The following is a 26,754-nucleotide window of genomic DNA, read 5'->3' on the forward strand; positions in this document are numbered from 1 at the left end:
CGGGCAGTGGGTGGGGGTGAACGAGTGCGCGAGCTGGTCAGCGGGGGGTGAAGTCCTGGTTGGTGCCGGGTGCGTTCTTGCACTGCCATTGGTCCAGTTGCTGGCCCGGGTTGTTGCTGCCGCCGTAGGCGTCGAGGCACAGGCCGCTGTTCTGGTTCCTGAAGGAATACGAGCCGTCGGACTGCTGTACCGGCAGCCACAGAGCGCCGGCTGCTCCGCTCGCGGCCTGCTGCACGATGTTCGGTGTACCGGCGGTCGTGGATCCGCCCGCCACCGCCACGACCTGTCCGGAGTTCTGCGCGCGCAGTTGCCCGTAGCCGCCCGAGACCGGCACGAACTCGAACTGCTGGTTGCTCTGCCCGTTGCAGGTCCACTGGCCGATCGCGGCACCCGCGCCGGTGGAGTTGCCGTACACGTCGAGGCACAGGCTGTTGCTGGCGATCACCAACCGGTGGTAGCCGGTGGGGAAACCACCGCCGCCCGACGACTGGACGCCCGCCTGCTGGATGACGTCTCGGGCGCCCTGGGGCCAGTTGGTGCCGCCGACCAGGACGTTGCCGGTGAGGACGTTGTTGTGCGGGGGGCCGGTGGCCACATACGTGTTGCCGCCGTTGTACCAGTTGCCGGAGAACGTGCTGTCGTCGGTGTGGTTGTTGGCGTTGGCGTTGGTGAGCGCCCAGTTGCCCGCGTCCTGCACCACGTTGCCGGAAACCTTCAGGTACCGGGAGCCCTCGTCGAGGTACAGCGCGGTGGTGCGGTTGTTGTCGTACATGTAGTTGTCGGAGATCACCGAGCCGGGGGCCGCGGACAGGCTGTAGATGCTGCCGCCGTCGAACATTGCGTTCTTGGTGTCGAAGACCAGGTTGTGGGAGACGGTGTTGTTCTTCAGCGTCGTGGGAGTGCTGTAGACCGGCTGGTAGTTGTACGTGCCCCGGTTGGCGTAGTCCTGGCTGCCGCCCGGGTCGTTCATCCCCCAGCCCCAGCCGATGTCGATCCCGTCGTAGGGCAGGTGGTCGCACTGGTTGTGGGTGATCGTCGCGTTCGTGACGTAGGTGGACAGGATTCCCGCGGTCTCCTTGTAGTCGGTGCCCACCCCGCTGACCTTGTTGTTGCTGAGGGTGATGTTCTGGTTGGTCATCTGCGGGTTGGCCGGGTGGTGCGCGTCCGGCTGGATTCCGCCGACCTGGATGCCGCTGCCTGCGAGGTCGGTGAACGTGTTGCCGGTGACGGTGACCCCGTTGGCGCCGAGGCCGGTGCCGGAGGCGGTGGCTACGCCGTCGTTGCCCACGCCCAGCCCGGCCTGCCCGAGTTCGGAGAACGTGTCACCCGAGAACGTGATGCCGGTGGCGGCGGAGACCTGGACCGCCGCGGGCATCTGCGCCCAGTGGTTCCGGGTGGCCTCGAACTGCGTGCACCCCGACTTGCAGGTGCTCAGCCAGTTGGCGGGCATCGCGTAGGCACCGGTGATGTGTGCGCCGCTCTGCTGGTCCGCGTAGCCGTCGGGTCCGCTCGGGCCCAGCCAGGAGGTCCCGGTGAACCGGATACCGGAGAATCCGAGACCGGTCGCCGGTGAGCCGTAACTGCCACTGATGCCCAACAGGCTCTGCAGCCGCGGCAGTTCGACGTCGAGGCTGTTGGGGTTCTGCCCCGGCTGGGCCCGGTAGTACAGGTCGCCGGTGGATGAGTCGAGGTACCACTGCCCGGCCTGCTTGAGGAACGCGTAGTTGTTCTCCAGGTACATGGTCCCGCCGGCGAACGGCGCGTTGATGGTGTCGTAGCCCCAGGAGTTGTTGTTCCAGGCGGGCTGCTGCATGGTGAGGGTCCTGCCGCTGATCGACTGGACCGGCGCGTAGCGGTCGGTGAAGGAGTTGAGGCTCTCGACTTCCATGTGCTTCTGGTCCGAGAGGCCGGCCAGGTAGTCGAGGGAGGAGTCGGTGACGGTCAGGCCGGTCTGGGTGAAGGTGAAGGCGGCGCGGGGTACCTGGATCGCCGCCCGCGGCGCCTGCTTGCCGTTCACGTACAACTGACGCGTGTTCACGCCGGTGCCGACGTGAACCGACCAGATATTGCTGCCCTGATCATGAACCTGCCAACCAGATATCTGCTGGGCGCCGCTCACGACCGGCTGCTGCCCGGGCATGGCCTGGTAGGTGATCGTGTGGCCGTTCTGGCCGCCGTCGCCGGCACCGAAGGTCAGCGGCTTGGGCAGCCGGTAGGTGCCACCGGCCAGGTGGACCACCACGTCCGCGTCGGCCGAGAGCCGGTGCGCCGGCTGCTGCGCCTGGTCGATCGTCGCGAACGGCTGCTCTACAGTGCCGTTCCCGCCCGCGGGCGCACCCGGCGCCACGTACAGTTCGGCGGCCGATGCCTGGCGCTCGGACGGTACGGCGAACGCGGCACCGGCCGTGGGCAGACTCCCGGCCAGTAGGGCGAGCAGAGCCAGGGGGGCGGCCCGGAGGCCGCGGAGCGCTCTGGCTCGGGACATCGTCATCCTCCAGTGGTGGCGGTGGCATTCGATGCGGACGCCCGATGGCGATCCGGTCGGACGGTAGGAAGATCTCGGAAAGTGCACAGGGCGCTCAACCGAGGCTCCATCGCTGGTTGGAGCCGCCGTTGCAGGTCCATAGTTCGGCCAGGGCGCCGTTGGCGGTGGAGGCGCCGGTGACGTCGAGGCAGAGTCCGGACTGGATGCCGGTGACGGTCCCGTCGGAGTTCAGCTGCCACTGCTGGTTGGCACCGCCGTTGCACGGCCAGGTCACCACCTTGGTGCCTGCCGTGGTCTGGTGGTTGTACGCGTCCAGACACATCTGGCTGCTGCCGCTGTATACGGTCAACTGGTTGGAGGAGGTGCGGGTCCAGCTCTGGCCGGCGCCACCGCTGCAGTCCCAGATCTGCAGCTGCGTGCCGGCCGTGGTGGACGAGTTCGGCACGTCCAGGCATTTGCCCGCGCCCACCGCGTGCAGCGCGCCGGTGCCCGTCCCGCCGGTCGCATTGCTGTATCCGGCCGCGGTGATGTTGGCCTGGACCGCGTTCTCGGTGGCGTCCGACGGGTAGCCGGAGGTCATCACGCCCTCGTAGAAGGTGCCTTGGGCGCCCTTGCTGTTGTCACCGCCGATGCCCAGGATGATGGCGCCCTGCTTCCGCATCGGGTTGTAGCCCGCGACGTTGGGGCGCACACCGTCGTAGAACGTGGACAGGCTGCCCGACTGCGCGTTGCCGCCGCGGATCGCCCAGTGGTTCGGGCCGCCTTTGACGATGGCGGTCGTGTACCGGTAGTTGATGGTCGGGTCGTTCGCGTTGTAGTGCTGGTTCACCCCGGAGAACAGGCCGTTCTCCAGATCAACCATGATCCAGGGGCCGTTGCCCGCACCGTAGCCCCAGACCTTGATGTTGCCGAAGTAGATGGCCTCCATGGTGCCGTTGCCGTCGTCGTTGTTGTCCGTCTCGGCATTGCCGTAGTCGAAGCAGCAGCCGCCGTTGTAGTGCGTGCCGTCGAAGATCGCGTACATGCCCTCGGGGTCGTCCCCGGTCGCTATGCCGTTGGTGTGGTTGTTGCGGTATCCCGTGCCGGGTGCCACGAAGACGCCGTAGGCCTTGTGACCGCCCACCATGGTGGGCGCGGCCGTCGCGTTCGCGAGGTTGTCGGGACCACCCGCGGCGCCGCCGCCGGGCGCCTGGGTGAGGTTGTTCCCGCGACCGGACTGGTCGTAGATGATCGAGATCAGACAGGTCGTCCCCGCGCAGAACGAGTCCTGCGCGGCGGCGTCGGCGGTGCCGCCCGCACTCAGGACGCCGACGTTGCGGGTGGTGTTGTCCGAGGCGCGCCTGACCTGGTAGAGCGGCCCGTTGTACGAGGCGTACAACGCTCGCGTCGTGCTGTGTGCCGCCACACAGGGCGTCCCGCCGGCCGCGTAGAGATCACACGGTCCGGACGTGGCGGCCCGGGCCGTCCCGGTCGTGGCCGTGGCACCGGCCAGTGCGCCGACGGCGAGCACGGCTGCGGCCCCCGCCCTGGCGAATGTTTTCGGCCGAGAGGTGCGGGAGCGCTCCCACGAACAGGCAGACGCCTGGTCCGGCCCATTTCCCGGCCTTCCGCGGCGCCGGACCGCAGCGAGCAGACGTTGGACGCCACCACGCCCTAACAGCACGTGACGTCTCGTACCTGTCGTTCCCATCCGATCTCCCTACCCTGTCGGCGGAACCCAGTCGGGTTCTGTGCTGGTGGCGCTGACAAATGCGGAAGCGCTTGAAGGTGCCGATCTTTCAGTGGGATTGCAGAGAGGTTTCGGGGGGAGACGGTGCTCCCGATTCCGCAGTGCTGTCAAGGGCCCCGACCTCCTCCGTCCGGCCCGGGTGCCGAATCGGTTCGATCGCCGATCTCCCCGGATCCTCGTCGGCCGGCCCGCTCGAGCAGATCCGGCGTGACAGTGGACGAGCGGCGGTGCGCCCTCACGCCGACGCGGCTCGGCGCGTCGCGCGAGTCGGACCGACGGCCGGGCCACGATCGCCCAGCCGTCCCCTGCAATGCCACTGACCTGGGGCGCGGCCGCCGAACAGCCGTCGACGAGGGATCAGTGCGCACCGCACCAGCCGGCGAGACGGTCCCCGACCCGTCCTTGGGCGCGTTCTTCGGCGTGCGGCACGCCATTGCCCCCGCCCCGCGCCGGTCGTACCATCTCTCGAAGCGCTTGCGCGGAACCGATTCGATTCGGGCCTTCCCGCAACGCGTGAGACGCGGAACGCGTGACGGGCCCGGCAGCCCGACGCCGCTCCCTGCGTACTCCTAGTGCTCAGGCGTTCTGGTTCTGCGTCACTTCGGTGCGGCAGCGAGGCACTTCGGTGCTGGGGCACAAGGACGGCGCGTCTGTCCATGGGCGGCACCCGGAACGGACGGTTCTGCCTGGTCGTTGCCGCCCGGTCCCAGCTGTCTGGCTCATGGTGTTCGGATCGTCCTGTGCGAGACGCGTCGGCCTGGCCTTCGTCCCATGCCGCGGTCCTTCGACCTGCGGACCGCTCCCGGCGGAGGCGTCGGCCGTGGTGCGGAGGAGGGTGCGGGGTCCGTGGTGGCTGAACCCGGCGAGGGCTGATCGAGGCGGACGCGGTCGCGCCATGGCCAGATCTGGCCGCCGTGGGTGGGCCCGGAGAGCTGGAGGTCGATGCCTGCGGCTGCCGCCCGGTCGGTGAACGCGGGCTGGCAGGACGGGCAGTCCGTGTGTGGCCTCCGCGTTCGAGCAGCAGGTGGCGGTGCGCAGCGGCTGCCGGCCCACTTCGTCCATCAGGTCGATCCAACCCTCCACGAGGTCGCCGGTGTGGCAGACCAGGTCCGCTTCCATGGTGTTCACCGCTCTCGCACACCCCCGCCGACAGCGGGCGCGATCGAGCGGGCCGTAGTGGGTGTCGGTGATGAGGACGACGCGGAGGTCGCCCAACCCGGCACCCAGCCGCGGGAGTTGCACCTCTGGCCGGCGCACGCGCGGCACGGGACGGGTCTCGGCGCGGGCCCGGGCGAGCAGTACGGCGGTTGCACCGAGGACGGCCCAGGTGACGACGCGGATCCGGTCCGTACTCCCGCCGACGCCGACTACGGTCAGGGCGGGCCGTAAGAACGACCAGCGTTCCCTGAAGCCGTACAGCCTGCCACAGGCCGATCGACAGCAGCGCCAGACTGATGGCGAAGCAGACCCGAGTCTTGGGACACGTTTTACGCGACACATGCAACTGCCACCCGCCCCGTCCCTGTCTGACAGGAAGACGGGCCCGTCAGGGCCGAACAGCTAGAAGACCGGGGCAGTTCGTGGGACGGCGCAAGGGCAGCATATGGATCGCATGTGTCACGGGCGTGATGCTGGTGGGCGCTAGCGCCTGTGGCGGGGGCGGCAGCGACAAGGCGGGCGGGGATGACGCCAAGGCGTCGGGAAAGCCGGGCGCGAGCACCTCTCCGTCACCGACGACACCCGCGGGCCCGCCGATGCTGCTGGAGACGATCACTCCACAGACGGGAACCACGGTCGGCGTGGCCATGCCGATCTCGGTGATCTTCACGAACCCGGTCGCGGCCAAGGCACGGGCCACAGTGGAACAGCACATGAAGGTGAGCGCCTCCCGGACGGTGGCCGGCGCCTGGCACTGGATGGGTGACCGGCGCGCCGACTGGCGCCCGAAGACGTACTGGCCCTCCGGTACGACGGTGAAGATCGACGCCGACATGAAGGGGGTCAGCAACGGCAACGGACGCTACGGCGTACACAGCTACACGCACACCTTCAAGATCGGTGACGACGTTCGCGCGGATGTCTCGGTGACCGGCCACACCATGAAGGTGACCCGCAACGGCGCGCCGGTGCGCACCCTGTCGATCAACGCGGGCAGCGCCGAGTACCCGACGTGGGACGGCACTATGGCCGTCATCGACAAGCAAGAGAAGGTCCATATGACCTCCTGCAGCGTCGGTATCAGCTGCGACAAGGGCAGCCCCAACTACTACGACCTGACACTGCCCTGGGACATCCACCTCACCCAGTCCGGCACCTACGTCCACTACTCGACCGGCGACCCGAACCCGGGCAGCGGCAGCGCCCGCGGCTCGCACGGCTGCGTCCACCTGTCCCTGGCGGACGCCAAGTGGTTCTACGGTCAGGTCAAGCAGGGCGACCCCATCACCATCACCGGCTCACCCCGCGGCAAGGCCCCGGCCGACAACGGCTACGCCGACTTCAACCTGGGATGGGACCAGTGGCTCGCGGGCAGCGCCTCCGGGGAGGGCACGACCGCCGCCCTGTGATGCACCGCGGTGCGGCGTGCGCCCCGACAGCCACTCCCACCCCGTGGCTCACGAACGGACCGTCGCCCCGCCCGGCGGCAGCAGACTTGCTGTGATCCGGCCACAGCGAGCCGCAATCCAGCCTAAAATGGAACAAAGCATCCCAGGGTGATCGAGGGCAACGTGTCGGCCGACGGTGAGGCATCGAGCTCGTACCCGTTCGGCACCACACGTGCCGGCGAAGCGCCCGAGCGTGATGACGCGCTGCTCGGCGCCGCCGTCAGCGCCGCGGAGGTGACCGGCGCGCATGCCGCGAGCGTGTTCCTGCTCTCCGGCGACCATCGCTCCCTGGTGCTGGCCGCGGCCTGCGGGACGCCACCCTCCCTCCTGGGCGGGTGGCGCCGGATCCCGGTCGACAGCCGCATTCCGGTGGCGGAGGCATACCGCTCGGGGCGCATGGTCCACCTGGCCGACGCGGAGGAGACGATGCGGCGCTTCCCCCAGCTCTCGGTCGCGGTGCCCTACCCGTTCGGCTCTGCCTCGGTGCCCGTGCGAGCGGGCAGGCGGACCTTCGGGGCCATGGCCGTGCTGTGGACGCCGGGGGCCGACCGGACGGGGCTGTCGAGGGCGCAGCGCCGGCAGCTGCGCTCCGCGGCCGACCGTCTGGGCACCGTACTCGCCGGTCTGAGCGCCCACCGACAGCTCGGCGCATGGGACGAACGGACGGCTCCGGTGGTGGTCCCGATGCCGTCCGCTCCGCTGATACGGGTGGGCCTGTTCGACTGGAACCTCGACACCGAAGCCGTCACGGCCGACGACGAGCTGTGCGCGATCTTCGGTATCGCGCCCCGCGAGTTCGACGGGCGCATGGCCACCCTGGCGGCCAGAATCGAACCGGCGGACCTGCCCGGCTTCCGGTCCGCCGCGCGTGCCGCGGTCGAGGAGGGCCATGTGCTCGCGCACTGCGTGAGCATCCGGGACGGCGGCGGGAGGCTTCACACCGTCGAGCTGTGGGGCCGGGTGCCCGAGAACCCGCTCGAACCACAGACGGCGTCACACCTGGTCGGCGCCGTGCTCGACTCCGGAAGCGGCATGGCTGCCATGGCCGCGCTGGAGCGGCTCGCGGACGGCTTCTTCGCTCTCTCCCCGGACGGACGTGTCACCTACGCCAACCACAGTCTCGAGAGTCTGCTCCGGGTCCGTCAGGAAGAACTGCTCGGCCAACGGCCCTGGGACGTGCTGCCCTGGCTGGCCGATCCCGTGTACGAGGACCGCTACCGGGCAGCCGTGGTCTCCCAGCAACCGGTCTCCTTCCTGGTCCGCCGTCCACCCGACGAGTGGCTCGTCTTCTCCCTGCACCCCGGCGGGCAGGGCATGACGGGGTGGGCGGCACACGTGCGGCAGCCGCTGCCCGACGGGGCCGGACCCGGGACGTTCGTGGCGGAGGATGGCCCGCCCGTCTCCTTGTCACCTGCGCCCACGGCTCCCCGTCTGGGAGCCCTCTACCGTGTGCTCCAGCTGGGCAGCGCCCTCACCGGAGCGGTCACCGCGCACGAAGTGTTCGACGCCGTCGCCGATCAGCTTCTGCCCGCTTTCGGCGGCCAGAAGCTGGCGATGGCCGTCGTGGAGGAGCGGCGCCTGCATCTGCTCGCGCAGCGCGGCTACTCGAAGCGCTTTCTCGCTGCGTTCGAAGGGACCCCGCTGCATGCCCGACTGCCCGTGACGGACGCGCTGACCGCCGGGGCCCCGCTGTTCGTCGAGACCCGGGAGGAGCTCCTCGAGACGTATCCCGGGACTCTGGTCGGCCGCTCGAACTCCTGGGCGTTCCTGCCGTTGATCGCCTCCAACCGCCCGGTCGGCGCCTGCATGCTCGCTTTCGACGACGTCCACCGGTTCCCCGACGAGGAGCGTGGCGTGCTCACCGCGCTGGGCGGCCTGATCGCCCAGGCCCTCGAACGCGCCAGGCTCTACGACGCCGAATTCGCCCTCGCCCGCGGCCTGCAGAACGGGCTGCTGCCCCACCGGCTGCCCACGCTGCCGGGCCTCCGCGTCACCGGGCGCTATGTCCCGGGCACCAGGGGGATGGACATCGGAGGCGACTGGTACGACGTCATCCCCGTCGGCGACGAGGTCGCGCTGATCGTCGGGGACGTCGAGGGACACAACGTGGCCGCCGCGGCGGCCATGGGTCAGCTGCGCAGCGCGATGCGGGCTTTCGTCACCGCCGGCCATCGGCCGAGTGACGTCGTCGCCAGTACCAACCGGCTCCATCTGGACCTCGATCCCGCACTGCTCGCCAGCTGCTGCTACGCCCTCTTCGATCCCCGTTCGGGTGTCGTGCGCATCGTCCGCGCGGGCCACTGCCCGCCCCTGCTGCGTCTGCCCGACGGACACGCCGAAATCCTGAACGTACCGGGCGGCCCGCTGCTCGGCGTGGAGGCGATGCCCGACTATCCGGAGGCGCGGATGCACCTCGTGCCCGGATCGGTCCTCGTCCTGTACACCGACGGGCTCGTCGAGAGGCGCGGCTCCGACATCGTGGCCGACATCGGCAGGCTCCGGATCTCGCTGGCCCGCAGGGGAGGGGGCCGCCTGGAGGATCTGGCCGACGGGCTGTTGCAGGATGCCTGCCGGTCCCCCGACAGGATGGACGACATCGCGCTCCTGCTCACCGAGTACGCCCCGTCGGCGGAGACGGCCGCGGAACCACCGTCCACAGGTGCTGGGTTCGGTCCGCAGCCATGACCGGTGCGAGCTGGGCGAAGACTCGGCAATGGCGCCGCTGTCACCTTCCCCAGATCTTCCGGTACGCCTCCCGGTAGCCCGACGGGTCCCATGTCGTGGCACCGCGGCTGTTGTCGGCCGTGGTGATGTGGACCGGGGCTACGTATCCGCTGGCGGGACGGCCGGAGAAGGCGCGGTTGAACTCGTCGACGATCTGCCAGCCCTGCAAGGACAGCGGCTCGGGCACCGTGGCCGCCTGGTACTGCTCGCCGTTGATGCGCTGGAAGGCCGAGGGGTCGCCATCCCCCGCGCCGATGTTGAAGGGCGGCCCGGAACCCTTCGTGCCGGCCGCGCGGAACGCCGGGGCGGCATCCGCGAAATAGAGGTCGTTGATGGCCACGGAGTGGGTCCACCTGCTCCGGAAGCGGGCGAGGAGCGAGGAGATCTCCTGCGGGGTGCGGCTGCTCGCGTCCGGGAGGGGGATGTTCTCGTACGCCAGCAGTCTCACGCCCGGACAGGTGGCGAGCTCCTTCCTGATCAACTCGGACTTGTTCCTGGCGAAGGGGATCGAGGCGTCGGTGAAGACCACGACCCCGGCGTGGCCGTTGGAGTTCGCGATGACCCATTGCCCGCTGACCCGGGCCACGTCCTCGACCTCGGTGGTGACGTTGGTGAAGAGCCGGGGCCGCCGACTGGGTCCGGGGGCAGCGACCGCGTGCCAGCCGACGAGCGGGATGCGTGCCGCGTCGGCCCGCGCGGCCTGCTGCGAGGTGGAGCCCGGGTCGAAGCCTCCGATGAGGATGCCCGAGGGCTTGAGAGTCACGGCCTCGCTCATCGCCGCCTCGATGCCGGCCGGGGTACCGCCACCGTCGATCACCCGGACGTTCCAGCCGATGACCCGTGCGGCTGCCCTGACGCTTTCCGCGACGCCCGCGACTCCCGGATTGGTCATGGTCTGAGCAACGTAGACGATGGTCTTGCCGGACGTCGCGGACGGGCCGCTCGTCGGTCCGTTCCAGGGCACGGCCGTCTTCTGCGCCTGTCCGACGGCGGCCCGGGCTCTTGCGTGGACCGCGGGGCAGCCGCTCGGACCCGTGTCGGAACCTTCTGGGTCGCCGCTCGACGAGCCGCGTTCGCAGCCGGCCAGGACGGTTGCCGCAGCCAGAGCCAGCAGGGCGGTCGTGACGGACCGTGTCTTGAGCGGGCCGGGGGCGGCGGTGCGGTTGCGGTGCACGGGAGCTCCTCGCGGGGATGAGCGGGAGGATGTGGTCGGAAGCACTCCGGTGGTGCCCATGACGTCATTCATGGAGAGGTGGGTGTCGCACCGCCCTCCCGCGTCGGGGAGGACGGTGGTACGGCGGGCGCGTCGCGGGCCCGGACGGTGCCGCTGCGCAGGCGGCGCGCGGAGTAGCCGGCCAGGCCGACGGCGATGAGCAGGGTGCCGCCGTAGAACAGTGGGACCGTCCAGAAGTCGGCGCCCATCTGGGCGATGCCGGTCAGACCCACCGCGAGGACGGCGACGGCGACGAGGGTGCCCATCGCGTTGGGGCGGCCGGGTTTGATCGCGGTGGAGCCGAGCAGGGCACCGACGAAGGCGGGCAGCAGGTAGTCGAGCCCGACGCTCGGGTTGCCGATCTGCTGCTGGGCGGCGAGCAGCACACCGGCGAAGCCGACGATCAGCCCCGATGCGGCGAACGCGTAGATGCGGTACCTGCGGGTCGGGATGCCGACGAGGTCGGCCGCGCGCGGGTTCGAGCCGACGACGTACAGGTACCGGCCGAGCGGCAGCCGCTCCAGCACCAGCCAGAGGCCGACGGCGAGGGCGAGCACGTAGAAGGCGGGGACCGGAAGGCCCAGGAACTCGGAGTCGTAGGTGTCGGTGAAGGCGGCCGGGAGGCCCTGCGGGCCGGAAACGATCCGGCCGCCGCCGGTGATCCAGCCGGTCACGGCGTACATCATGCTGCCGGTCCCGAGAGTGGCGATGAACGAGTCGATCCGGCCGAACTCGACGATGACGCCGTTGAGGACGCCCACGACCGCCCCTCCGGCGATCACCGCGAGGCAGGCGAGCGGCCAGGGCCACCCGGCGTTGACGACGAGCTGCATCACCATGACGTGCGCCAGGCCGAGGCCGTAGCCGATGGAGAGGTCGAACGCGCCGGTCACGATGGGGACCATGGCGGCGAGCGCGAGAAGGGCCGGGATCGACTGGGTGGACAGGATCGAGTCGACGGTGTCCCGGGTGGGAAAGGTGCGCGGCAGGGTGAGGGAGAAGATCAGGAAGAGCAGGGCGGTGAGGGCCAGGAGGCCGTAGGCGCCGATGAGGTGCCCGCCCGGGCCGCGCAGGCGGGCCGGGCGACTCGGCCTGCCTCGTCGGCCGGGTCCCTTCGGCCGGGGCGAGGAGGGGACGGGCGGGGGCGAGGCGGTCACGGATTCGGCACGCTTCCGCGCGGTGGCATGGACGAAGCCGCCCGGGTGAGCCCGGCGACGGTGAGGTCCGGACCGCTCAGCTCGGCCGTCACGGCCCCGCGGACGAAGACCAGGGCACGTCGGCACACATCCACCACCTCCTCGAAGTCGGTGGAGATGAGCAGAACCGCGAGGCCGTCGGCCAGTGCCTCGTCGAGCAGGCGGTGAATCGCTGCCTTGGCGCCGACGTCCACGCTCGCGGTCGGCTCCTCGAGCACGAGCAGACGCAGGCCCGCCCGGAGCGACCGGCCGATCATGATCTTCTGCTGGTTTCCGCCGGACAGGGTGGCGACGGGGGCCTCGCTGTCGCGGGGGCGCACCGAGAACCGTTCGATCAGGCGGGTGGCCTCGGCGCGTTCGCGGCGGGGGCTGATCCAGCGCAGCGCGGGCACGCCTTGCGCACGGGGGTTGGCGAGGAGGTTCTCCCGCACGGTCAGGTCAGCGAGGCAGCCCTCCTGCTGTCTGTCGCCGGACACGAGCGCGACACCGAGGGCGACGGCGTCGGCGACCGTACGGGGGCGGTAGGGGCGACCGTCGAGAAGGGCATGTCCCCCGTGGAGGGCCCGGGAACCCGCGAGGGCTCGGCCGAGGTCCGTGTGTCCGGCGCCCGAGAGGCCGACCAGGCCCAGGGCTTCCCCGGTCCTGAGCTCCAGACTGACCGGTCCCGCACTGGCAGTCCGTACTCCGTCGAGGCTCAGGACGGCCGGGCCGCGGGCCGGGGCCCTGAGGCGGTGGTGGTCGGTCGGCTCCTCACCGACGATGTCGTGCACCAGGCGGGCAGGGCTCCGGCCCGCGAGTGCGCCGTGGCTGACGAGACGGCCGTCGCGCAGGACGGCGAAGGTGTCGGCGACCTCGTACACCTCGTCAAGGCGGTGGCTCACGTAGAGGATGCCGTGGCCCCGGTCGCGCAGGGTGTGCAGGACACCGAACAGCCGGGCGCAGTCCGCGGCGGGGAGGCGGGCGGTCGGTTCGTCGAGGACGATGAGCTTCGCCTGTGCCGCCAGGGCTCGTGCGACGGCGACCAGTGAACGCTCGGCCGGGGCGAGCCCGGCGACCGGTGCGTCGGGGTCGAGGTGCCCGGCGACGATGCTGAGGGCTTCGATGCAGCGCTCCCGGTTCCGCCGCCAGGAGATCAGTCCGGCGCGCCGCGGATAGCCGGCGGTCAGGGAGATGTTCTCCGCGACCGTCATCCAGTCCACCAGACCGAGATCCTGGTGGATGAAGGACATGCTGCGAGAGGCGGCCTGGCTGCCGAGCGGGTGACCGTCCACGGTGATCCGCCCTGTGTCGGCGTGGTGGACGCCGGCGAGGACCTTGATGAGCGTCGACTTTCCGGCTCCGTTGGGTCCGAGAAGGGCGAGGACGCTGCCGGCGTGGACGTCCAGATCGACCCCGGCCAGCGCGAGGGTACCGCCGAACCGCTTGGCGAGGCCGCGGACGCGGACCAGAGGTTCCACGGACGTCTCCGGTGATGGGCTTGGCGATTGTTCCCGACTGTCATGGGCGATGCTAGCCGGACACATGTCTAGATAGCGGACATTTGCGAACCGTCGCAATCCCGGACGGCTCAGCCGCCCCGCTCGGACCTCACGGGCCGTCGAGCCCGCATTCGGCCCAGATGACCTTGCCTTCCGGGGTGTAGCGGGTACCCCAGCTCTGTGCCAACTGGGCGACGAGGAACAGTCCGCGGCCGCCCTCGTCGGTGCTGGCCGCCCGGCGCAGGTGCGGGGCGGTGTTGCTGGTGTCGGAGACCTCGCAGATCAGGGTACGGCCGTGGAGCAGCCGTACCCGGATGGGTCCGGCACCGTGCCGGATGGCGTTGGTGACCAGCTCGCTCAGCATCAGTTCAACGGCGAACACGGCCTCGTCGAGCCCCCAGTCGGCCAGCTGTCGGGTGGCGGAACCGCGGACCTCTCCGACGAGGGCCGGGTCGGCGGCCAGCTCCCAGGTGGCGATCCGACCGGGGTCCAGGGCGTGGGTGCGGGCGACGAGCAGAGCGACGTCGTCGTACGGATGGGCCGGAGCCACGGTGTCCAGGACCGCCTGACAGGTGTCCTCGGGTGAGCGCTCCGGCTGGTGGGCCAGGACCCCGCGCAGCTGGTCGAGGACTACATCGGCATCGCGGTGCCGGTCCTCGATGAGTCCGTCGGTGTAGAGGACCAGTTGGCTGCCTTCCGGGAGGTGGATCTCGGCGCCTTCGAAGGGCAGGCCCCCGAGGCCCAGGGGCGGCCCGGCGGGCAGGTCGGGGAACCACGCGTGGCCGTCGGGGTGGACCAGTGCGGGCGGCGGGTGACCGGCGCGGGCCATGGTGCACTGCTGCGAGGTCGGGTCGTAGACGGCGTACAGACACGTCGCGCCGATGGTTCCGGTCCCGTCGGAAGCGGGGTCCTCCCTGTCCAGGCGTCCCACGAGGTTGTCGAGGTGGGTGAGGACTTCGTCCGGCGGGAAATCGAGCTCGGCGAAGCTGCGTGCGGCGGTACGAAGCTGGCCCATCGTGGCGGCGGAGAGCATGCCGTGGCCGACGACGTCGCCGACGAAGAGGCCGATGCGGGTGCCGGACAACGGGATGACGTCGTACCAGTCTCCGCCGACGTCGGATTCGGCGGGCAGATAGCGATGCGCGACCTCCACGGCGTCCTGGTCGGGCAGGCCGTGCGGGAGCAGGCTGCGCTGCAGGGCCAGGACCATGCTGCGTTCACGCGTGTAGCGCCGGGCGTTGTCGATGGACAGGGCGGCGCGGGTGGCGAGTTCCTGGGCCAGCGAGCGGTCGTCGTCCCCGAAGGGAGTGGGGTCCTGTGCACGGTAGAAAGTGACGACGCCCAGGACGACGCCGCGGGCGACCAGGGGTACCGCGATGAGGGAGTGGACGTGGCCCAGCAGCTGGGCGGTGCGCTCCGGGTCCTGCGGGAGCCAGCCCGCGGCGGCCCTGAGGTCCGGTTCCAGCACTGCCTCGCGGCTGGTCAGACACCGCGACTGAGGGGTGGTCGGGCCGTAGTCGATCTGCTGGCCGACGGGATGGAAGGGACAGTCGGCGCGGATGCCGTGGACGACGGTACGGCGCAGGTCACGGCGGGCAGACGCGGACTCCTCACCGCGCAGTACGGGCTCGGGCAGATCGATGGTGACGAAGTCGGCCAGTCGCGGCACCGCCGTCTCGGCGAGTTCTTCGGCGGTGCGGCGCACGTCCAGGCTGGTGCCTATGCGGGCACTGGCCTCGGACAGCAGTTCCAGGCGTCGTCGCGCGGCCAGGGCGTACGCCCCCACGTGCGGCTCCCCCACCATCACGAGCCCTCGCGCGGGAAGCGGGGAGTCAGGGTGACCAGACGTCGTGCCGTCGGCATCGGCGGTCGTGACGCCTTCGCCGACCGTGGTGACCTGGCCGGATACCGTCACGGAGAGATGCCCGGGCACCACGAGGCCGGGAACGGCGCCTGACGCCAGGGCAGCGGAGGTGGCGGCAGGCTCGGCGGGGAGGCCCACCGGCTTGTCGACATGGTGCGGCACGGTGAAAGGCTCGCTCTGCAAGGGGGCGGGAAGGACGGCCTCGATGGCGATGCCCTCCACGCCGGAGGCAGTGGTCATCGCACGGCTCACGAGCGTGACATGACGGCCGTCGGACAGGGGCACGTCCACTGCGGCCCGCTGCGCGCGGGAGATCAGCTCGGCGGCCTTCTCCATGATGATCGCCTGGTCCCGGGGGTGCAGCTCGAATGCCAGTTCATCCACGCCGACGCTGCGGTAACGGCCGGCGACTTCGGCCGCGGTGTCCTGGTAAGCCCGCAGCAGAGCGCGCTCACGCGCGGAACTCTGCCCCAGCAGCCGCCGCTCGATGGCCCCGGCCGCCCGGCGTATCACCAGGTCCAGCGTCGGGTCCTCGACGCTGCGCGGATATCCGAAGCACAGGACACCCTCGATGCGGCCGCTGAGTGGATCCCGGACGGGAAGCGCGCGACAGGCGCTGCCCTGGGAGCGCTCGGCGAAGTGCTCGGCACCGTAGACCCGGATGAGTTGCCGCTCCGCCAGGGCGAGGCCGATGCCGTTGGTGCCGGCGACGTGCTCGGCGAACACGAACCCCGGGACGCTCTGTATCGCAGGGAGGCTTCGGGCCAGCGACATCTCTCCGAAACGGCGCAGGAGAACCGTCCCGCTCGCATCGGCGACGGAGATGTTCATGGCGCTGCCGGCGAATGTGGCCTGCAGCCGGTCGAGCACCGGCACGGACGCGTGGACGAGTCGGCCGTCCGGATCGAAATCCTCCCGGAAAGGAAGGTCGTTCTGGTCCGGCGACAGTCCCAGGGACCGGCAACGCTGCCAGGAGCGCAGGATCGACGTCCGGACACCCCCCTCGACCTGCTCCCCCTGCAGAAACCGCACACGGAAGCTGGCGGGCCTCGTGCCGTCTGTCGCACGCCCCGTCGGTATCGGTTCACCACCGGACCGACCCACGCTCCGCCTCACTCACACATTGGATAATCCATATATCGAAATTATCGGGCATTGACGAGGATACGGGGATTATGAACGCCCGTCATGGTTCGTAAGGCCCCTCAGCCATGACAACCGGACGGGCGCCGCAGGACGCCTTCCCGTGCGGCTACCGCACCTCCGGCCAGATCATGTCCGGCGTCGACTGCACCGTCTGCTCCTCGGCTGCCGACACCCGGCAAACCCTCGACGCGGGCCGCAAGACGCCGGCCGTCACATCGCCGGCGGCACCGCCCTGGTCAACGTGATGCGCGAGATCGCCGTCGGCACGCTGGTACGCATGGCCGAAGCCGGGCCTCAGTCCCTGCCGTGCATTTTGGCAGCGGCCCGGCACCGCGAGCACGGTGCCGGGCCGCTGAGGTGCTGCGCGGTGGCGTCAGCCTTGGCGAGCCTTGAAGCGGGGCTCCTTCTTGTTGATCACAAAGGTCACGCCGCGTCGGCGCACCACCTGAGCGCCGGGTTTGGCCTTCAGCGAGCGCAGCGACTTGCGTACTTTCATGGCGGCCTCCTTGCCGGGTCTTGCAGGGGTCGGACTGCTCGGCCGTCAGAGACGGACGGGCGCGGTACGGCCGTAGCGTCGCTCGAAGCGCTCCACTCGACCCGCGGTGTCCACGACCCGCGAGGCGCCGGTGTAGAACGGGTGACTCGCGGACGAGATGTCCACGTCGACGACCGGGTACGTTGTGCCGTCCTCCCACTCCACCGTGCGCTGTGTGTCGAGGGTGGAGCGGGTGAGCAGTTGGAAGCCCGTCGCGCGGTCGCGGAAGACAACGGGGCGGGAGATGGGGTGAATGCCGGACCTCATGGGTGGTGCCTCCTTGCGAAACCTCGGTCGCCGACCGAGGCGGGTGTCAGCGTTGCTCGCGGAACAGGACGTGCTTGTCGGCCACCGGGTCGTACTTGCGCACGACCAGCCGGTCGGGGTTGGTCAGACGGTTCTTGCGTCACGTAGGTGACTCCGGTGCCGGCCGTCGACCTGAGCGTGACGACGGGCCGCGTGGTGCTGCGTGCCATGAGGACTCCTTCCACCACCACCGAGTGCTTTGACTCGGTCATGTCATGCAATGGTGGTAACAAGGCCGTCCAGCGCGTCATTCCCGAATCAGGCTGCCGCAGCAACCGCAGGGCTGGGCCGTCAGCGGTGCCCCTTGCAGAGCCAGGCCGTCCGCGGCCCGGGTGTGCGCCTCGATCCGCCAGTCGGCGCCCGCCTCCTGACACACCGCTGCCCGCACCAGCGGATGGCGGAACCGGAATTGTTCGCGTGGAGGCGACCTGGCGTACGAGGTCCCGCTCGGCGACCTCGTCCAGGGCGGCAAGGGCCTGTGGCCTCGCCACGCGTCCTGGCCCCTCAACGCCTTTCCACCCGTGGCCAGGTCTCCTTGATCCAGCCGGTCACGGTGTCTTCGTCGCGTTCGGCGGCCCGGCGGGCCGGGATCTGCACCGTCCACCATCCGGTGCAGGACGCGCCAGGTCTGCGCCGGGCTGAAGCGGACATGGGAGCGTCGAGCGATCACCGTGGAGATTCGGGCCGGCGTCCACCGCTGGTCTTCCACCCAGCCGTGTGCGGTCGGCCCCTTCTCCAACTTCAGGGCCAGCCACTCGCGCCAGCCCGGCTTCATCCTGGATGGCTGTCCCTACGGGCCTATGGCCCGAAGGGACTCCGCACCCGTTTCGCGGTCAGGCCACCCCCACCGGGATACCGCATGACACAGGGATACACCCACCCACGAGATCACCGTCACCCCAGGCCGACCCTCAGTGGTCGTTCCTCGTGAAGGTGCCGAGACCGCTCGTGTCGAGGTTCTCGACCCGAACCTTGTCAGCGCGTCCGCCCGACCCGACGGTGAAGGTCACGCCGGACAGGCCGACGGCATTTTCGCCGGTGGTGCGGTAGCTGAAGGTGTCACCGTCGTAGTGGCGCAAGACGAACCGTTGCTTCTTGGGTCCGAGTTGCATGGTGAGTTCGCCACCTTGGGCGCTGACGGTGAGCGGGCCGTAGTAGTCATTGGCGTACGTTCCGGTGTAGGCGCTGTCTGCCTTGGCGGGTGCGGGCGAGGCCGGAGGCTTGCTGTAGTCGACCTTCGAGTGTTCCCCCTGCAGGGCTTGCTGGAAGATCGGCCCGAGGAACTTCAGCCAGTCGAGGGTCGGTCCGCCCGTCTGCGCGGTGTCGAGGAACGTTTCGGAGATCGCCTCGGGCACGCCGACGGGCTCTCCGTTGGTCAGGACGACGATGCCAAGCTTCTCCGAGGGCAACAACGCGACGTTGGTGGCCGCCCCCAGCGCGAAGCCGCCGGAGTGGCCGAGCTTGAGCCTGCCCTGGTCGTCGTAGCTCACGTTCCAGCCGAGCCCGTAGAACCCGGTCCTGCCCGCGGGCGAGTGCGGCGGCTGGGAGACGATGTGGGGCACGTGGGTCTGCTCCAGCGCATCGGCGTCGACGACTTGCCGCCCATCGAACGTGCCGTTGCCCAGTTGCAGACGCAGCCACTTCGTCATGTCCCGGGCCGTGGAGCTGGCCCCGCCCGCCGGGCTCTGGGCATCCGCGTCGCGCACATGCTCGGCACGCCAGGTGTCCCCGGTCCTCACATGCAGGTCGGCCTTGTTGTCCGCCTTCTCGTAGTCGGCGAAGGAAGAGCTGGTGGAGTTCATCCCCAGCGGCCGGTACACCTTGTCGGCGGACAGCTTCTCCCAGCTGGTCCCCGCCGCTCGCGCCGTGGCGACCGCGGCTTCGGTCAGCCCGAAGTTGGTGTACGCGTAGTGGGCCCGGAAGGGAGCCAACGGTTCGTAGCGGAGGTGGTCCAGGATGTACGAGCGGTCGTAGCCGAGGTCCTCCAGGACGTCTCCGGCGTGGTCGGGCAGTCCGCTGCGATGCGAGAACAGGTCGGCCAGCGTGACATGGCGGGTGACCCACGGGTCCTTCAGCGCGAAGCCGGAGCTGTGGTCGACGACCGGGTCGTCCCAGCCGACGGTCTTCTCGCCCACGGCCGCGGCGACCACGGTGGACGCAATGGGCTTGGAGACCGAGGCCAGCTGGAAGACGGTGTCCGGTCCGACCCGGTCCTTCGTGCCCGCGTTCCGCAAGCCGAACCCCTTCAGATACACGACCTCATCGTTGTGCACCACGCCCACGGCGACTCCGGGCACACCGGTGCGGCGCATGGCGTCCCGTACGACGTCGTCCAGCCGGCCCACCGCGGTCTCGACCTCGGCCCGGGTGAGCTGTGACGGTGGCTGGGCGGGTGGGACGGTGGGCAGCGGCGACGTCCCGACGGCCGCACGGCCGACCGCGGCGGTGGTGCCGGCATCGGAACCGGTACAGCCGACGGCCAGCGCCGCGACCAGGCCCAGTGCCGCGGCGGAGCGAAAGGAGCGGGGGCATGCGGTGTCGAGTCGGGACATGTGTTCCATGGGAACCTCTCCCGCGGCACTCGTCGCGCCCTGCCAGGCCGTTCGGGTATCCGGCGTGCGCCGTCACGCTCGCCCGACTGTGAATTCTCCGGCGCCTGCAAACATGCGATCGATTGCCTCACCGCACCCCTTGGAGAAAGGGCCGCTCCGGCCCCGTGCCAGGGCCGATCGTGGATGGTATGAACGATCACCGCATGGCACCCGGCAACGAGGAGGCCCGTGGACCGACAACGGCACCGCCGACACCTCTGGAATCTCACCTCCCGCTGAGACACCCACCAACGGCCCCGCGCCCGCCCACCACGGCAGACGCGGGGCCACGGCGTGCAGCGGGCGACTGGAGGCACTCGGCGTGGTTGCTGGAGATCCACCCGGACCGGGTCAACCCGGGTGCCCTGTGGGGCTCGGCCCGTTCGGTGCAGGTCCGACGCGACACGCCTCCGACGCCGAGGTCCACCGCGTCGACCGGCGGGGCGACGACCTGCTCGACCCGTTCGACGTGTGGGGGGCGTGTCCGCACACTCCCGACGACGGCTGCCACTACCGGGTGCCTGGTCATGGGTGACCACTCCGGCGTCCTCGTCTCCTCCGACCGGACCGCCGTACGCACGGTACTGAACGGCCCGCCCCGGGGCCGCGGCCTGGTCGACGAGCGCCCCTTCGAGGCTGCCTTCGCCACCGGTCCGCGGCCCCGGTGAGAGCCGTCCGCAGGTGTTACTGGGCGTAGAACGTGGCGTCCGCCCGGTCCGTGGCCGTGGTCGGTGTCTGCACGTACAGCAGGTAGTTGAAGTGGCGGACGTAGCGGCCGGGTGAGCCGTACGACTCGTAGGAGACGCCGGCCGAGTCGGACAGACCCGCCCGCTTGGAGAAGGTGGCGTCGGAGGCGAACTGGGCCGTGCCGTCGTTCTTCTCCAGCCGGATCTCGAAGCTCGCGTTGCTCCGCAGGTAGTAGCCGGGGAAGTTGGCCGACTCCAGCGACACGGTGCCGCTGCCGGCCAGGCCGGTGACCGCACGGAACTGCGAGTCCGCCAGCGGGCTGACGTTGGCGTCGATGCGGCCACGGTAGTCGAAGTGGCGGATGAAGCGGTCCGCGAAGTTGTACGACGAGAAGCGCTGCGGGGTGACTCCGTCGGCGACCGGGATGCCGAAGTCGGGGGTGCCGTCGGCCTTCCAGTACACCTTCTGCACGCGGGTGCGGCGGTTGGGGTCGTTCAGCGGGTCGCCGGTGATGTCCTTGTAGCTGCGGTCGTGGTAGACGAGGACGTCGGACTTGCCGTCCTCGGAGACGGTGAAGGAGTTGTGGCCCGGCCCGTACTGCGAGGTCGCCTCGCTCGTTCTGAACACCGGCTGGGAGCCCTTGGTCCAGGACGCCGGGCTGGTCAGGTCGGCCGTCGACGAGGCGGTCAGCATACCGAGGCAGTAGTTGGCGTCGGTCGCGCTGGCCGAGTAGGTCATGAAGACCTTGCCGCCGTGCTCGATCACCGCCGGACCCTCGTTGACCTTGTAGCCGACCGTCTCCCAGGACAGCGTGGGCTGGGAGATCTCCGCCGGAGTGCCAGTGAGCGTCCAGGGGTTGGCCATCTTCGCGATGAACAGGGACGTGTTGTTGTTCTCGGCCGGGTTGCGCTGGGCCCAGGCGAGGTAGCGGACGCCGCCCACGACGAAGGTGGTGGCGTCGAGGGAGAAGCTCTCCCACGTGGTCTTGATCTGGCCCTTCTCGGCCCAGGTCGCGGTGAGCGGGTTGGCGCCAGTGCCCTCCAGGACGTACATCCGGATCGCCCACTGGTCGCTGGTGGAGCCGGCGGCGAAGTACACGTACCACTTGCCGTCGATGTAGTGGATCTCCGGTGCCCAGATGTGGTTGCCCATCACGCCGCTGGCGTGCTTGGTCCAGATCGTGGTCTCCGGGGCCGTCGACAGGCCCTGGATGGTGGTCGCCCGGCGCAGCACGATGCGGTCGTACTCGGGAACGGTCGCGGTGAAGTAATAGTAACCGTCGGTGTGCTTGAAGATGTGCGGGTCGGCGCGCTTCTCGGCGATCGGGTTGGTGTAGGTCACGGCGGGTGAGTCGGGCACGGCCGCGTGGGCGGCGGTGCCGGGCCCGGCGAGACAGCCCACCAGGGCGAAGAGGACGGCCGCGAGCAGCCGTACGGCGTTGCGTCTCAAGGGAGTTGCTCCAGATTGCGGATGCGGGGATGCGGGGATGCGGGGATGCGGAGGGCGGTCAGGTCGTGGGGACGAGGCGCCACTGCTGGCAGTTGTTGTTCAGCCAGGTCCACAGCCGTACGTCGGTCCCGTTCGTGGTGCCGCAGTTGGCGACGTCGGCGACCTTGCCGCTGTTCTCGTTCACGATCCGCACGTAGTCGCCGGTGGCCGTGTAGACCAGTCGGAACTTCTGGCAGTTGTTGTTCAGCCAGGACCACTGGGAGATGTCCGTGCCGTCGGCCGTCGCGCAGTTCGCGGTGTCCATGACCTTGCCGGTGGCGACGTTGACCAGTCGGCTGGTGTCGTTCCCGAGGTCCTCGACGCGCCATTTCTGGTTGGCGCCGCCGGTACAGCTCCACTGGAAGATGTTGGTGCCGTCCGTGGTGTTGCCGCCCTCCACGTCCAGGCACTTGCCGCTGTTGCGGTTCACCAGGGTGTACGCGGTCGGGGTCGTCGCCGTCTCGCCCGAGGGGCCGGGCAGCGTGGTGCCGAGCGCGACCGGGGTGCCGAAGTTCGGCGTGCCGTCCGCGTTCCAGGTGAACTTCTGCGCCCGCGTCGTACGGCCGTTGCCGCAGCCGCCGTTCGCGGTGTCGTTTGCGTGGTAGACGATCCAGTTCTCGGTGCCGTCCGGCGAGGTGAAGAAGCCGTTGTGGCCGGGGCCGTAGACACTCGCCGCGTCGTTGCGCTGGAAGACCGGCGTGGACTTCTTCGTCCAGGAGGCGGGGTTCAGCGGGTCGGTGCCGGTCAGTTCCAGCTGGCCCAGCTTGTAGTCCGCGGTCTGGCAGTAGCTGGCGGAGAAGGTGAGGAAGGTGCGGCCGTCGTGGTAGAGCGGCTCGGGTCCCTCGTTGACCGCGGCCCCCGAGGTCTCCCAGCTCGCGGTGGGGCTGGAGATGACGGTGAAGGTGCTGCTGGCCAGCGTGTACGGGTTGCTCATCGGCGCGATGACCAGGCTCTGCGGACTGCCGTTGATGTAGCCGCTGCCGATCAGGTACAGCTTGTTGTTGTTCTGCAGGACGGTGGCGTCGATGAGCCAGCCGCCGGGGGTGAGGTTGGAGCCGCTGAGCTGATTCTTGTAGGTGTACGGGCCCATGGGGTCGGTGCCCGCACTCTCCAGGACGTGGGTGCGCTGGGAGTCGCAGCAGGCGACACCGCTCTGCGCCGCGGAGTAGTACAGGTACCAGTGGCCGTCGAAGAAGTGGATCTCGGGTGCCCAGATGTTGGTGTTGCGGGTGGGGGTGGTGTCACTCCAGATCTGGACGCTGGCGGCGGTGGAGAGTCCGGCCAGGGTCGGCGACTTCCGCATGGTCAGCACACCGGTGAAGGACGTGGTGACCAGGTAGTAGTTGCCGTCGTAGTACTCGAGCCAGGGGTCGGCGCCCTTCTGCGACTTGATCGGGTTGGTGTACGGGCGGCCCTCGGCGGCGGTGGCCGGGGTCGTCGCCGACACCATGGCGATCAGTACGGCGAGCACGCACAGGATGAGGGACCTGTGGCGTCTGGCGGGGGGCTGCTCTGACATCTTTGGCATGCGGGACCGTCCCTGTCCGTAATTTCGAACGCTGTTCGCAAACTCGATCAGAAGATAAGCGGGGGTAATGATTCCGTCAACGGTTTCGTCACATGCACTTCGCCTGCGTGACTTCATCCCGTGAACCGCACCGAGATGCGGCCTGTCAGCGCTCCGAGACTGCGCCACCGCTGCAGCTACAGCAAGCCGTCACCACGGACTTCGACGAACGCGTCGAGCAGACCGCCGAGGCAACCCTGCTGTGCTCCCAGTACGCCCAACGCCTCTACGGACAGGGCCGCGGGGCCTGCCTCGCCTTCGGAGCCGGCCCCAACAGCCTCCAGATCCACCCCCACCTCCGCAGCGACGACAGCCGCGCCATCAGCAGCATGGTCATCTTCTGCTTCGACCTGACCCTCGCCGTCCTCGCCCACCGCCACGGCTGCGGCCACGCTTCCTCATCCACGACAGCCACCTCTTCGACGGCGTCGACAACCGCCAACTCGCCGCCGCCCTCCAACTCGCCGCCGACGTCACCCGCGAAGAAGATGCTCCCTATGTCCGTCAACCTCACCTGCCCGATCGCCGCAACGACAGCGGACACCGAGTAGGTCCGTCAGCACTCGCGTGCCGATCTGAGCCCTCAGCCCGAACCGGCGACCAGTGCCTCGCCGAGCGGGGTACGCCGGTAGAGCACCGACCGTCCGGACCGGGCGCGGACGAGCAGTCCCGCGCCTCGCAGGATGGCGAGGTGGTCTCCTACCGCGCCGGGTGCCATGGCGAGGCTTCGCGCGAGGTGGCTGGTGCTGGCCGGGGCGTCCAGCGCCACCAGCAGCCGGGCCCGGGCCCGGCCGACCAGAGCGGTCAGCGCGTCCGGTTGGGGGACGGTCTCCTGTTCGCCCCACAGGGCGGCGGTGCCGCGGGCACGATAGACCAACGTCCTGGGCCAGGGGTCTTCCAGGTGGGCGGCGATGTTCCCGACGAAGATCGAAGGGATCAGCAGGAGCCCGTCGCCGACTAGGCGGACTGTTCCGACTTGGGGGAAGTGGCCGATCTCGATGCCGCCGGATTGCCAGGCGATGCTCGGGTGCAGGCTCTCGATGGTCGTGGCCCATCCGTGTTCGCCGATCACACTCAGCCGGTGCACGACATCGCGCTCACAGATCGCGCGCAGTTGCGGCCAGTCCGGGGCGAGCAGCTCGTGCCACGCCTGGTCCATCGCCTCGGCGATCCTGGAGACGGCGTCCGGCGAGTCCAACACAGCGCGTACGTGGGGATGACGGGCAGACGGGCCGACCGCAGTGGGGACGAATTCGTGGCGGGCCGCTTCCAGCGGTGTGGCCCGGATCATGGCCAGGTCGTCCGCCCAGGTCTGGTTGAGGCCGCGCGGAGGCGGGGCGACGAAGTTCGGCCCGGATTGCGGGTTGTGCAGGGCGAGGGCGGCATCCAGTTCGGTCTCGCGGCGAAGCCGTTCAAAGGCCGGGAGGAGCCGGGCGGCCCAGGCGCGCGGCAGCGGCCGGTCGTGGCCGGCGAGCGAGCGCAGCAGCAAGCAGAGGTCCAGTGCGGGCGACAGCGCGAAGCGGCTGCGCAGCAGGTCCTCGACCGAGACTTCGAAGCGCAGCACCCTGCCAGGCTATCCCGGGCGTCTGTTTGATTCGTCCAGCGACGAATCATTGGTGAGCGGCGTGGGCACACGGCGAGGCTGAACGCCATGACCCCAACCGCCGTACCCGCGCAGGGCAACCACCGTGCCACCTACCGGGAGGTGCTGGCCGAGCCGCGATTCCGGCTGCTCTTCGCAACCCGCACCGTCGCGATCACTGCGGACGCGCTGCGGATCACCACGTTCTCGGTGCTGGTCTTCTCGGCCACCGGCTCCGCGCTGCTGAGCGCACTGGCCTTCGGTATCGGCTTCATCCCGCAGCTGTTCGGCTCACTGCTGCTGGGCTCACTGGCCGACCGACTGCCGCCCCGCGCGCTCATCACCGGCGGCTACGCCCTGACGTGCCTCGCCGCCCTGCTGCCCGCCCTGGTGCGGATGCCGATCGCGGCAAGCCTCGGTGTCGTGGCGCTGGTCGCCCTCGCCACACCGGTGTTTCACGGCGCGTCGAGTCGGCTGGTCGCGCAGTCGCTGGAGGGCGACGCCTATGTACTGGGCCGTTCACTGAACAACATCGCTGCCTCCGGCGCGCAATTGTTCGGCCTGGCGCTGGGAGGTGCGGCCGTCGCGGTACTCGGCCCGCACCGGGCGCTCGCGGTAAGCGCCGCCCTCTACCTCGGCTGCGCCCTCGCTATCCGCATGCGGCTACCGCGGCTGCAGCCCGGAGAGTTCGGCGGTACACCCGGCAGCACTCGGGGCGATGGCGGGGCCGTCCGGGCAAGCGTGCACGGTGCCGGCCTGCTGCTGCGCGGACACACGGTGCGACGGCTGATGCTGGCCCAGTGGCTACCGCCCGCGTTCGTAGCGGGCGCGGAAGGCCTGATCGTCGCCTACGCCGGAGGACGTCACTTCGCGCCCGGCCGGTACGCGGTGCTGATGGGCTGTCTGCCGGTCGGCATGCTGGTCGGTGACCTGCTGGTGGGCCGACTCCTACGGCCGCTCACCCGGGAGCGACTGGTAGTCCCGTTGATCGCGCTGATGGGACTGCCGCTGCTCGGCTTCGCCGCCGAACCCGGGGTGGGCGTCTCGTCCTGTCTGCTGCTGCTCTGCGGCTTCGGATTCGCCTACGGTCTCGGCCTGCAACGGCCGTTCCTGGACGCCCTGCCAAAGGATGGCCAGGGTCAGGCCTTCGGTCTGCTCGGCTCCGGCAGCATGACGCTGCAGGGCGTCGGGCCGGCCTGCTTCGGCTCGGTGGCCGCAGGCATCGGCACAGGCGGCGCAATCGCCCTGGCAGGCGGCGCGGCGGCGCTTACCGCGGGCTGGATTCTCTGCTGGCACCGGCCCGCCTCCCCGGTCCCCGTCCCGGACTACCCAACGGGATCAGAGAACGGCGGCGAACAGCATGCGTGTAGTCGGCCTCGACACCGACCCGAACGAGCTGCTGAGCGCGCTCGACGCCGGCAGACTGACCGATGACCCGAGGCAGGGCAGATTCGTGGCGGCTCACGGCCTGAGCTACCGGGGCGGAGCCAGACCTGACGACATCCCGCGGGGAGGAGATTGCCCCGACGCCGGGTTGCCGCGGCATGGCGCACACTC

The 26,754-nt window shown here is 69.8% G+C and carries 18 protein-coding genes and 3 pseudogenes; 6 read left to right on the top strand and 15 right to left on the bottom strand.

Annotation, left to right across the window (positions count from 1 at the left end; translation table 11 throughout):
- Positions 1-37: 37 nt before the first annotated feature.
- From ACGFWE_RS00245 to ACGFWE_RS00255, 3 genes and pseudogenes are all read right to left on the bottom strand, one after another.
- A complete protein-coding gene (locus ACGFWE_RS00245) occupies positions 38-2,485 on the bottom strand; it encodes an RICIN domain-containing protein (protein ID WP_393596755.1) in 2,448 nt (815 codons plus the stop codon).
- Between the two features lie 94 nt (positions 2,486-2,579).
- Positions 2,580-4,175: an arabinofuranosidase catalytic domain-containing protein gene (locus tag ACGFWE_RS00250; RefSeq protein ID WP_393596757.1), complete on the bottom strand. Its 1,596-nt coding sequence runs from the start codon at positions 4,173-4,175 to the stop codon at positions 2,580-2,582.
- Positions 4,176-5,033: 858 nt separating this feature from the next.
- Positions 5,034-5,603: pseudogene (locus ACGFWE_RS00255) on the bottom strand (metallophosphoesterase); the annotation flags it as partial.
- A 239-nt stretch (positions 5,604-5,842) separates the two neighbouring features.
- Between ACGFWE_RS00255 and ACGFWE_RS00260 the strand changes: the two are divergent.
- Together ACGFWE_RS00260 and ACGFWE_RS00265 are read left to right on the top strand one after the other, a co-directional pair.
- Positions 5,843-6,781 (top strand): Ig-like domain-containing protein, encoded by a 939-nt coding sequence (locus tag ACGFWE_RS00260; protein WP_393596759.1) that lies wholly within the window; start codon positions 5,843-5,845, stop codon positions 6,779-6,781.
- Positions 6,782-6,928: 147 nt separating this feature from the next.
- Complete coding sequence (locus ACGFWE_RS00265) at positions 6,929-9,505, top strand: SpoIIE family protein phosphatase (protein ID WP_393596761.1); 2,577 nt, start codon at positions 6,929-6,931, stop codon at positions 9,503-9,505.
- A 40-nt stretch (positions 9,506-9,545) separates the two neighbouring features.
- On the opposite strand, the gene ACGFWE_RS00270 is transcribed toward ACGFWE_RS00265, so the two are convergent.
- The 4 genes from ACGFWE_RS00270 to ACGFWE_RS00285 all read right to left on the bottom strand — a co-directional run bounded on the left by ACGFWE_RS00270 (position 9,546) and on the right by ACGFWE_RS00285 (position 16,399).
- Positions 9,546-10,718, bottom strand: a complete 1,173-nt coding sequence (locus tag ACGFWE_RS00270) for a substrate-binding domain-containing protein (protein WP_393596763.1) — start codon at positions 10,716-10,718, stop codon at positions 9,546-9,548.
- Between the two features lie 68 nt (positions 10,719-10,786).
- Positions 10,787-11,914, bottom strand: a complete 1,128-nt coding sequence (locus ACGFWE_RS00275) for an ABC transporter permease (protein ID WP_393596765.1) — start codon at positions 11,912-11,914, stop codon at positions 10,787-10,789.
- On the bottom strand, positions 11,911-13,476 hold the full coding sequence (locus ACGFWE_RS00280; protein ID WP_393596767.1) for a sugar ABC transporter ATP-binding protein: 1,566 nt from the start codon (positions 13,474-13,476) through the stop codon (positions 11,911-11,913). Before ACGFWE_RS00280 ends, ACGFWE_RS00275 begins: the two co-directional genes overlap by 4 nt.
- A gap of 64 nt (positions 13,477-13,540) precedes the next feature.
- Positions 13,541-16,399, bottom strand: a complete 2,859-nt coding sequence (locus ACGFWE_RS00285) for a SpoIIE family protein phosphatase (protein WP_393596769.1) — start codon at positions 16,397-16,399, stop codon at positions 13,541-13,543.
- Between the two features lie 107 nt (positions 16,400-16,506).
- Here ACGFWE_RS00285 and ACGFWE_RS00290 point away from each other — a divergent pair, with 107 nt between their 5' ends.
- Complete coding sequence (locus ACGFWE_RS00290) at positions 16,507-16,686, top strand: hypothetical protein (RefSeq protein ID WP_393596771.1); 180 nt, start codon at positions 16,507-16,509, stop codon at positions 16,684-16,686.
- A 128-nt stretch (positions 16,687-16,814) separates the two neighbouring features.
- Here ACGFWE_RS00290 and ykgO read toward each other — a convergent pair whose 3' ends face one another.
- The 5 genes and pseudogenes from ykgO to ACGFWE_RS00315 form a co-directional block, all read right to left on the bottom strand.
- Positions 16,815-16,937 carry a type B 50S ribosomal protein L36 gene (ykgO, locus tag ACGFWE_RS00295; RefSeq protein ID WP_352385688.1) on the bottom strand — a complete coding sequence of 41 codons (123 nt, stop codon included), beginning with the start codon at positions 16,935-16,937 and terminating at the stop codon, positions 16,815-16,817.
- Between the two features lie 45 nt (positions 16,938-16,982).
- Positions 16,983-17,243 carry a type B 50S ribosomal protein L31 gene (locus ACGFWE_RS00300; RefSeq protein WP_393596773.1) on the bottom strand — a complete coding sequence of 87 codons (261 nt, stop codon included), beginning with the start codon at positions 17,241-17,243 and terminating at the stop codon, positions 16,983-16,985.
- Positions 17,244-17,289: 46 nt separating this feature from the next.
- Positions 17,290-17,452, bottom strand: a pseudogene (gene rpmG, locus ACGFWE_RS00305) (50S ribosomal protein L33).
- A 77-nt stretch (positions 17,453-17,529) separates the two neighbouring features.
- The gene (locus ACGFWE_RS00310; protein ID WP_393596775.1) at positions 17,530-18,057 is read right to left on the bottom strand and encodes a winged helix-turn-helix domain-containing protein; all 528 of its coding nucleotides are present in this window, start codon (positions 18,055-18,057) and stop codon (positions 17,530-17,532) included.
- 136 nt (positions 18,058-18,193) lie between these two features.
- Complete coding sequence (locus ACGFWE_RS00315) at positions 18,194-19,834, bottom strand: serine hydrolase (RefSeq protein WP_393596777.1); 1,641 nt, start codon at positions 19,832-19,834, stop codon at positions 18,194-18,196.
- 566 nt (positions 19,835-20,400) lie between these two features.
- On the opposite strand from ACGFWE_RS00315, the gene ACGFWE_RS00320 reads away from it, so the two are divergent.
- The gene (locus tag ACGFWE_RS00320; RefSeq protein ID WP_393596779.1) at positions 20,401-20,541 is read left to right on the top strand and encodes a hypothetical protein; all 141 of its coding nucleotides are present in this window, start codon (positions 20,401-20,403) and stop codon (positions 20,539-20,541) included.
- A gap of 16 nt (positions 20,542-20,557) precedes the next feature.
- On the opposite strand, the gene ACGFWE_RS00325 is transcribed toward ACGFWE_RS00320, so the two are convergent.
- Complete coding sequence (locus ACGFWE_RS00325) at positions 20,558-22,009, bottom strand: family 43 glycosylhydrolase (protein ID WP_393596781.1); 1,452 nt, start codon at positions 22,007-22,009, stop codon at positions 20,558-20,560.
- 58 nt (positions 22,010-22,067) lie between these two features.
- The gene (locus ACGFWE_RS00330; RefSeq protein WP_393598871.1) at positions 22,068-23,498 is read right to left on the bottom strand and encodes a family 43 glycosylhydrolase; all 1,431 of its coding nucleotides are present in this window, start codon (positions 23,496-23,498) and stop codon (positions 22,068-22,070) included.
- A gap of 319 nt (positions 23,499-23,817) precedes the next feature.
- Here ACGFWE_RS00330 and ACGFWE_RS00335 point away from each other — a divergent pair.
- Positions 23,818-24,060: pseudogene (locus tag ACGFWE_RS00335) on the top strand (hypothetical protein); the annotation flags it as partial.
- Between the two features lie 138 nt (positions 24,061-24,198).
- On the opposite strand, the gene ACGFWE_RS00340 reads toward ACGFWE_RS00335, so the two are convergent.
- Positions 24,199-25,179 (bottom strand): ArsR/SmtB family transcription factor, encoded by a 981-nt coding sequence (locus tag ACGFWE_RS00340; protein WP_393596783.1) that lies wholly within the window; start codon positions 25,177-25,179, stop codon positions 24,199-24,201.
- A gap of 87 nt (positions 25,180-25,266) precedes the next feature.
- Between ACGFWE_RS00340 and ACGFWE_RS00345 the strand changes: the two genes are divergently transcribed.
- Positions 25,267-26,631, top strand: a complete 1,365-nt coding sequence (locus ACGFWE_RS00345; RefSeq protein ID WP_393596785.1) for an MFS transporter — start codon at positions 25,267-25,269, stop codon at positions 26,629-26,631.
- The last annotated feature ends 123 nt before the right edge of the window (positions 26,632-26,754 follow it).

It is taken from the genome of Streptomyces sp. NPDC048523, from assembly GCF_043199815.1.
Lineage (GTDB): Bacteria > Actinomycetota > Actinomycetes > Streptomycetales > Streptomycetaceae > Streptomyces.

What these genes read in the sequence shown, in the direction of transcription:
- ACGFWE_RS00330 (WP_393598871.1), bottom strand. Translation starts at nt 23,498, where the DNA reads ATGGTGTCGGCGACGACCCCGGCCACCGCCGCCGAGGGCCGCCCGTAC.
- ACGFWE_RS00290 (WP_393596771.1), top strand. Translation starts at nt 16,507, where the DNA reads ATGACAACCGGACGGGCGCCGCAGGACGCCTTCCCGTGCGGCTACCGC.
- ACGFWE_RS00315 (WP_393596777.1), bottom strand. Translation starts at nt 19,834, where the DNA reads ATGTCCCGACTCGACACCGCATGCCCCCGCTCCTTTCGCTCCGCCGCG.
- ACGFWE_RS00300 (WP_393596773.1), bottom strand. Translation starts at nt 17,243, where the DNA reads ATGAGGTCCGGCATTCACCCCATCTCCCGCCCCGTTGTCTTCCGCGAC.
- ACGFWE_RS00250 (WP_393596757.1), bottom strand. Translation starts at nt 4,175, where the DNA reads ATGGGAACGACAGGTACGAGACGTCACGTGCTGTTAGGGCGTGGTGGC.
- ACGFWE_RS00345 (WP_393596785.1), top strand. Translation starts at nt 25,267, where the DNA reads ATGACCCCAACCGCCGTACCCGCGCAGGGCAACCACCGTGCCACCTAC.
- ACGFWE_RS00245 (WP_393596755.1), bottom strand. Translation starts at nt 2,485, where the DNA reads ATGTCCCGAGCCAGAGCGCTCCGCGGCCTCCGGGCCGCCCCCCTGGCT.
- ACGFWE_RS00310 (WP_393596775.1), bottom strand. Translation starts at nt 18,057, where the DNA reads ATGAAGCCGGGCTGGCGCGAGTGGCTGGCCCTGAAGTTGGAGAAGGGG.
- ACGFWE_RS00280 (WP_393596767.1), bottom strand. Translation starts at nt 13,476, where the DNA reads ATGTGTCCGGCTAGCATCGCCCATGACAGTCGGGAACAATCGCCAAGC.
- ykgO (WP_352385688.1), bottom strand. Translation starts at nt 16,937, where the DNA reads ATGAAAGTACGCAAGTCGCTGCGCTCGCTGAAGGCCAAACCCGGCGCT.
- ACGFWE_RS00260 (WP_393596759.1), top strand. Translation starts at nt 5,843, where the DNA reads ATGCTGGTGGGCGCTAGCGCCTGTGGCGGGGGCGGCAGCGACAAGGCG.
- ACGFWE_RS00320 (WP_393596779.1), top strand. Translation starts at nt 20,401, where the DNA reads ATGGGTGACCACTCCGGCGTCCTCGTCTCCTCCGACCGGACCGCCGTA.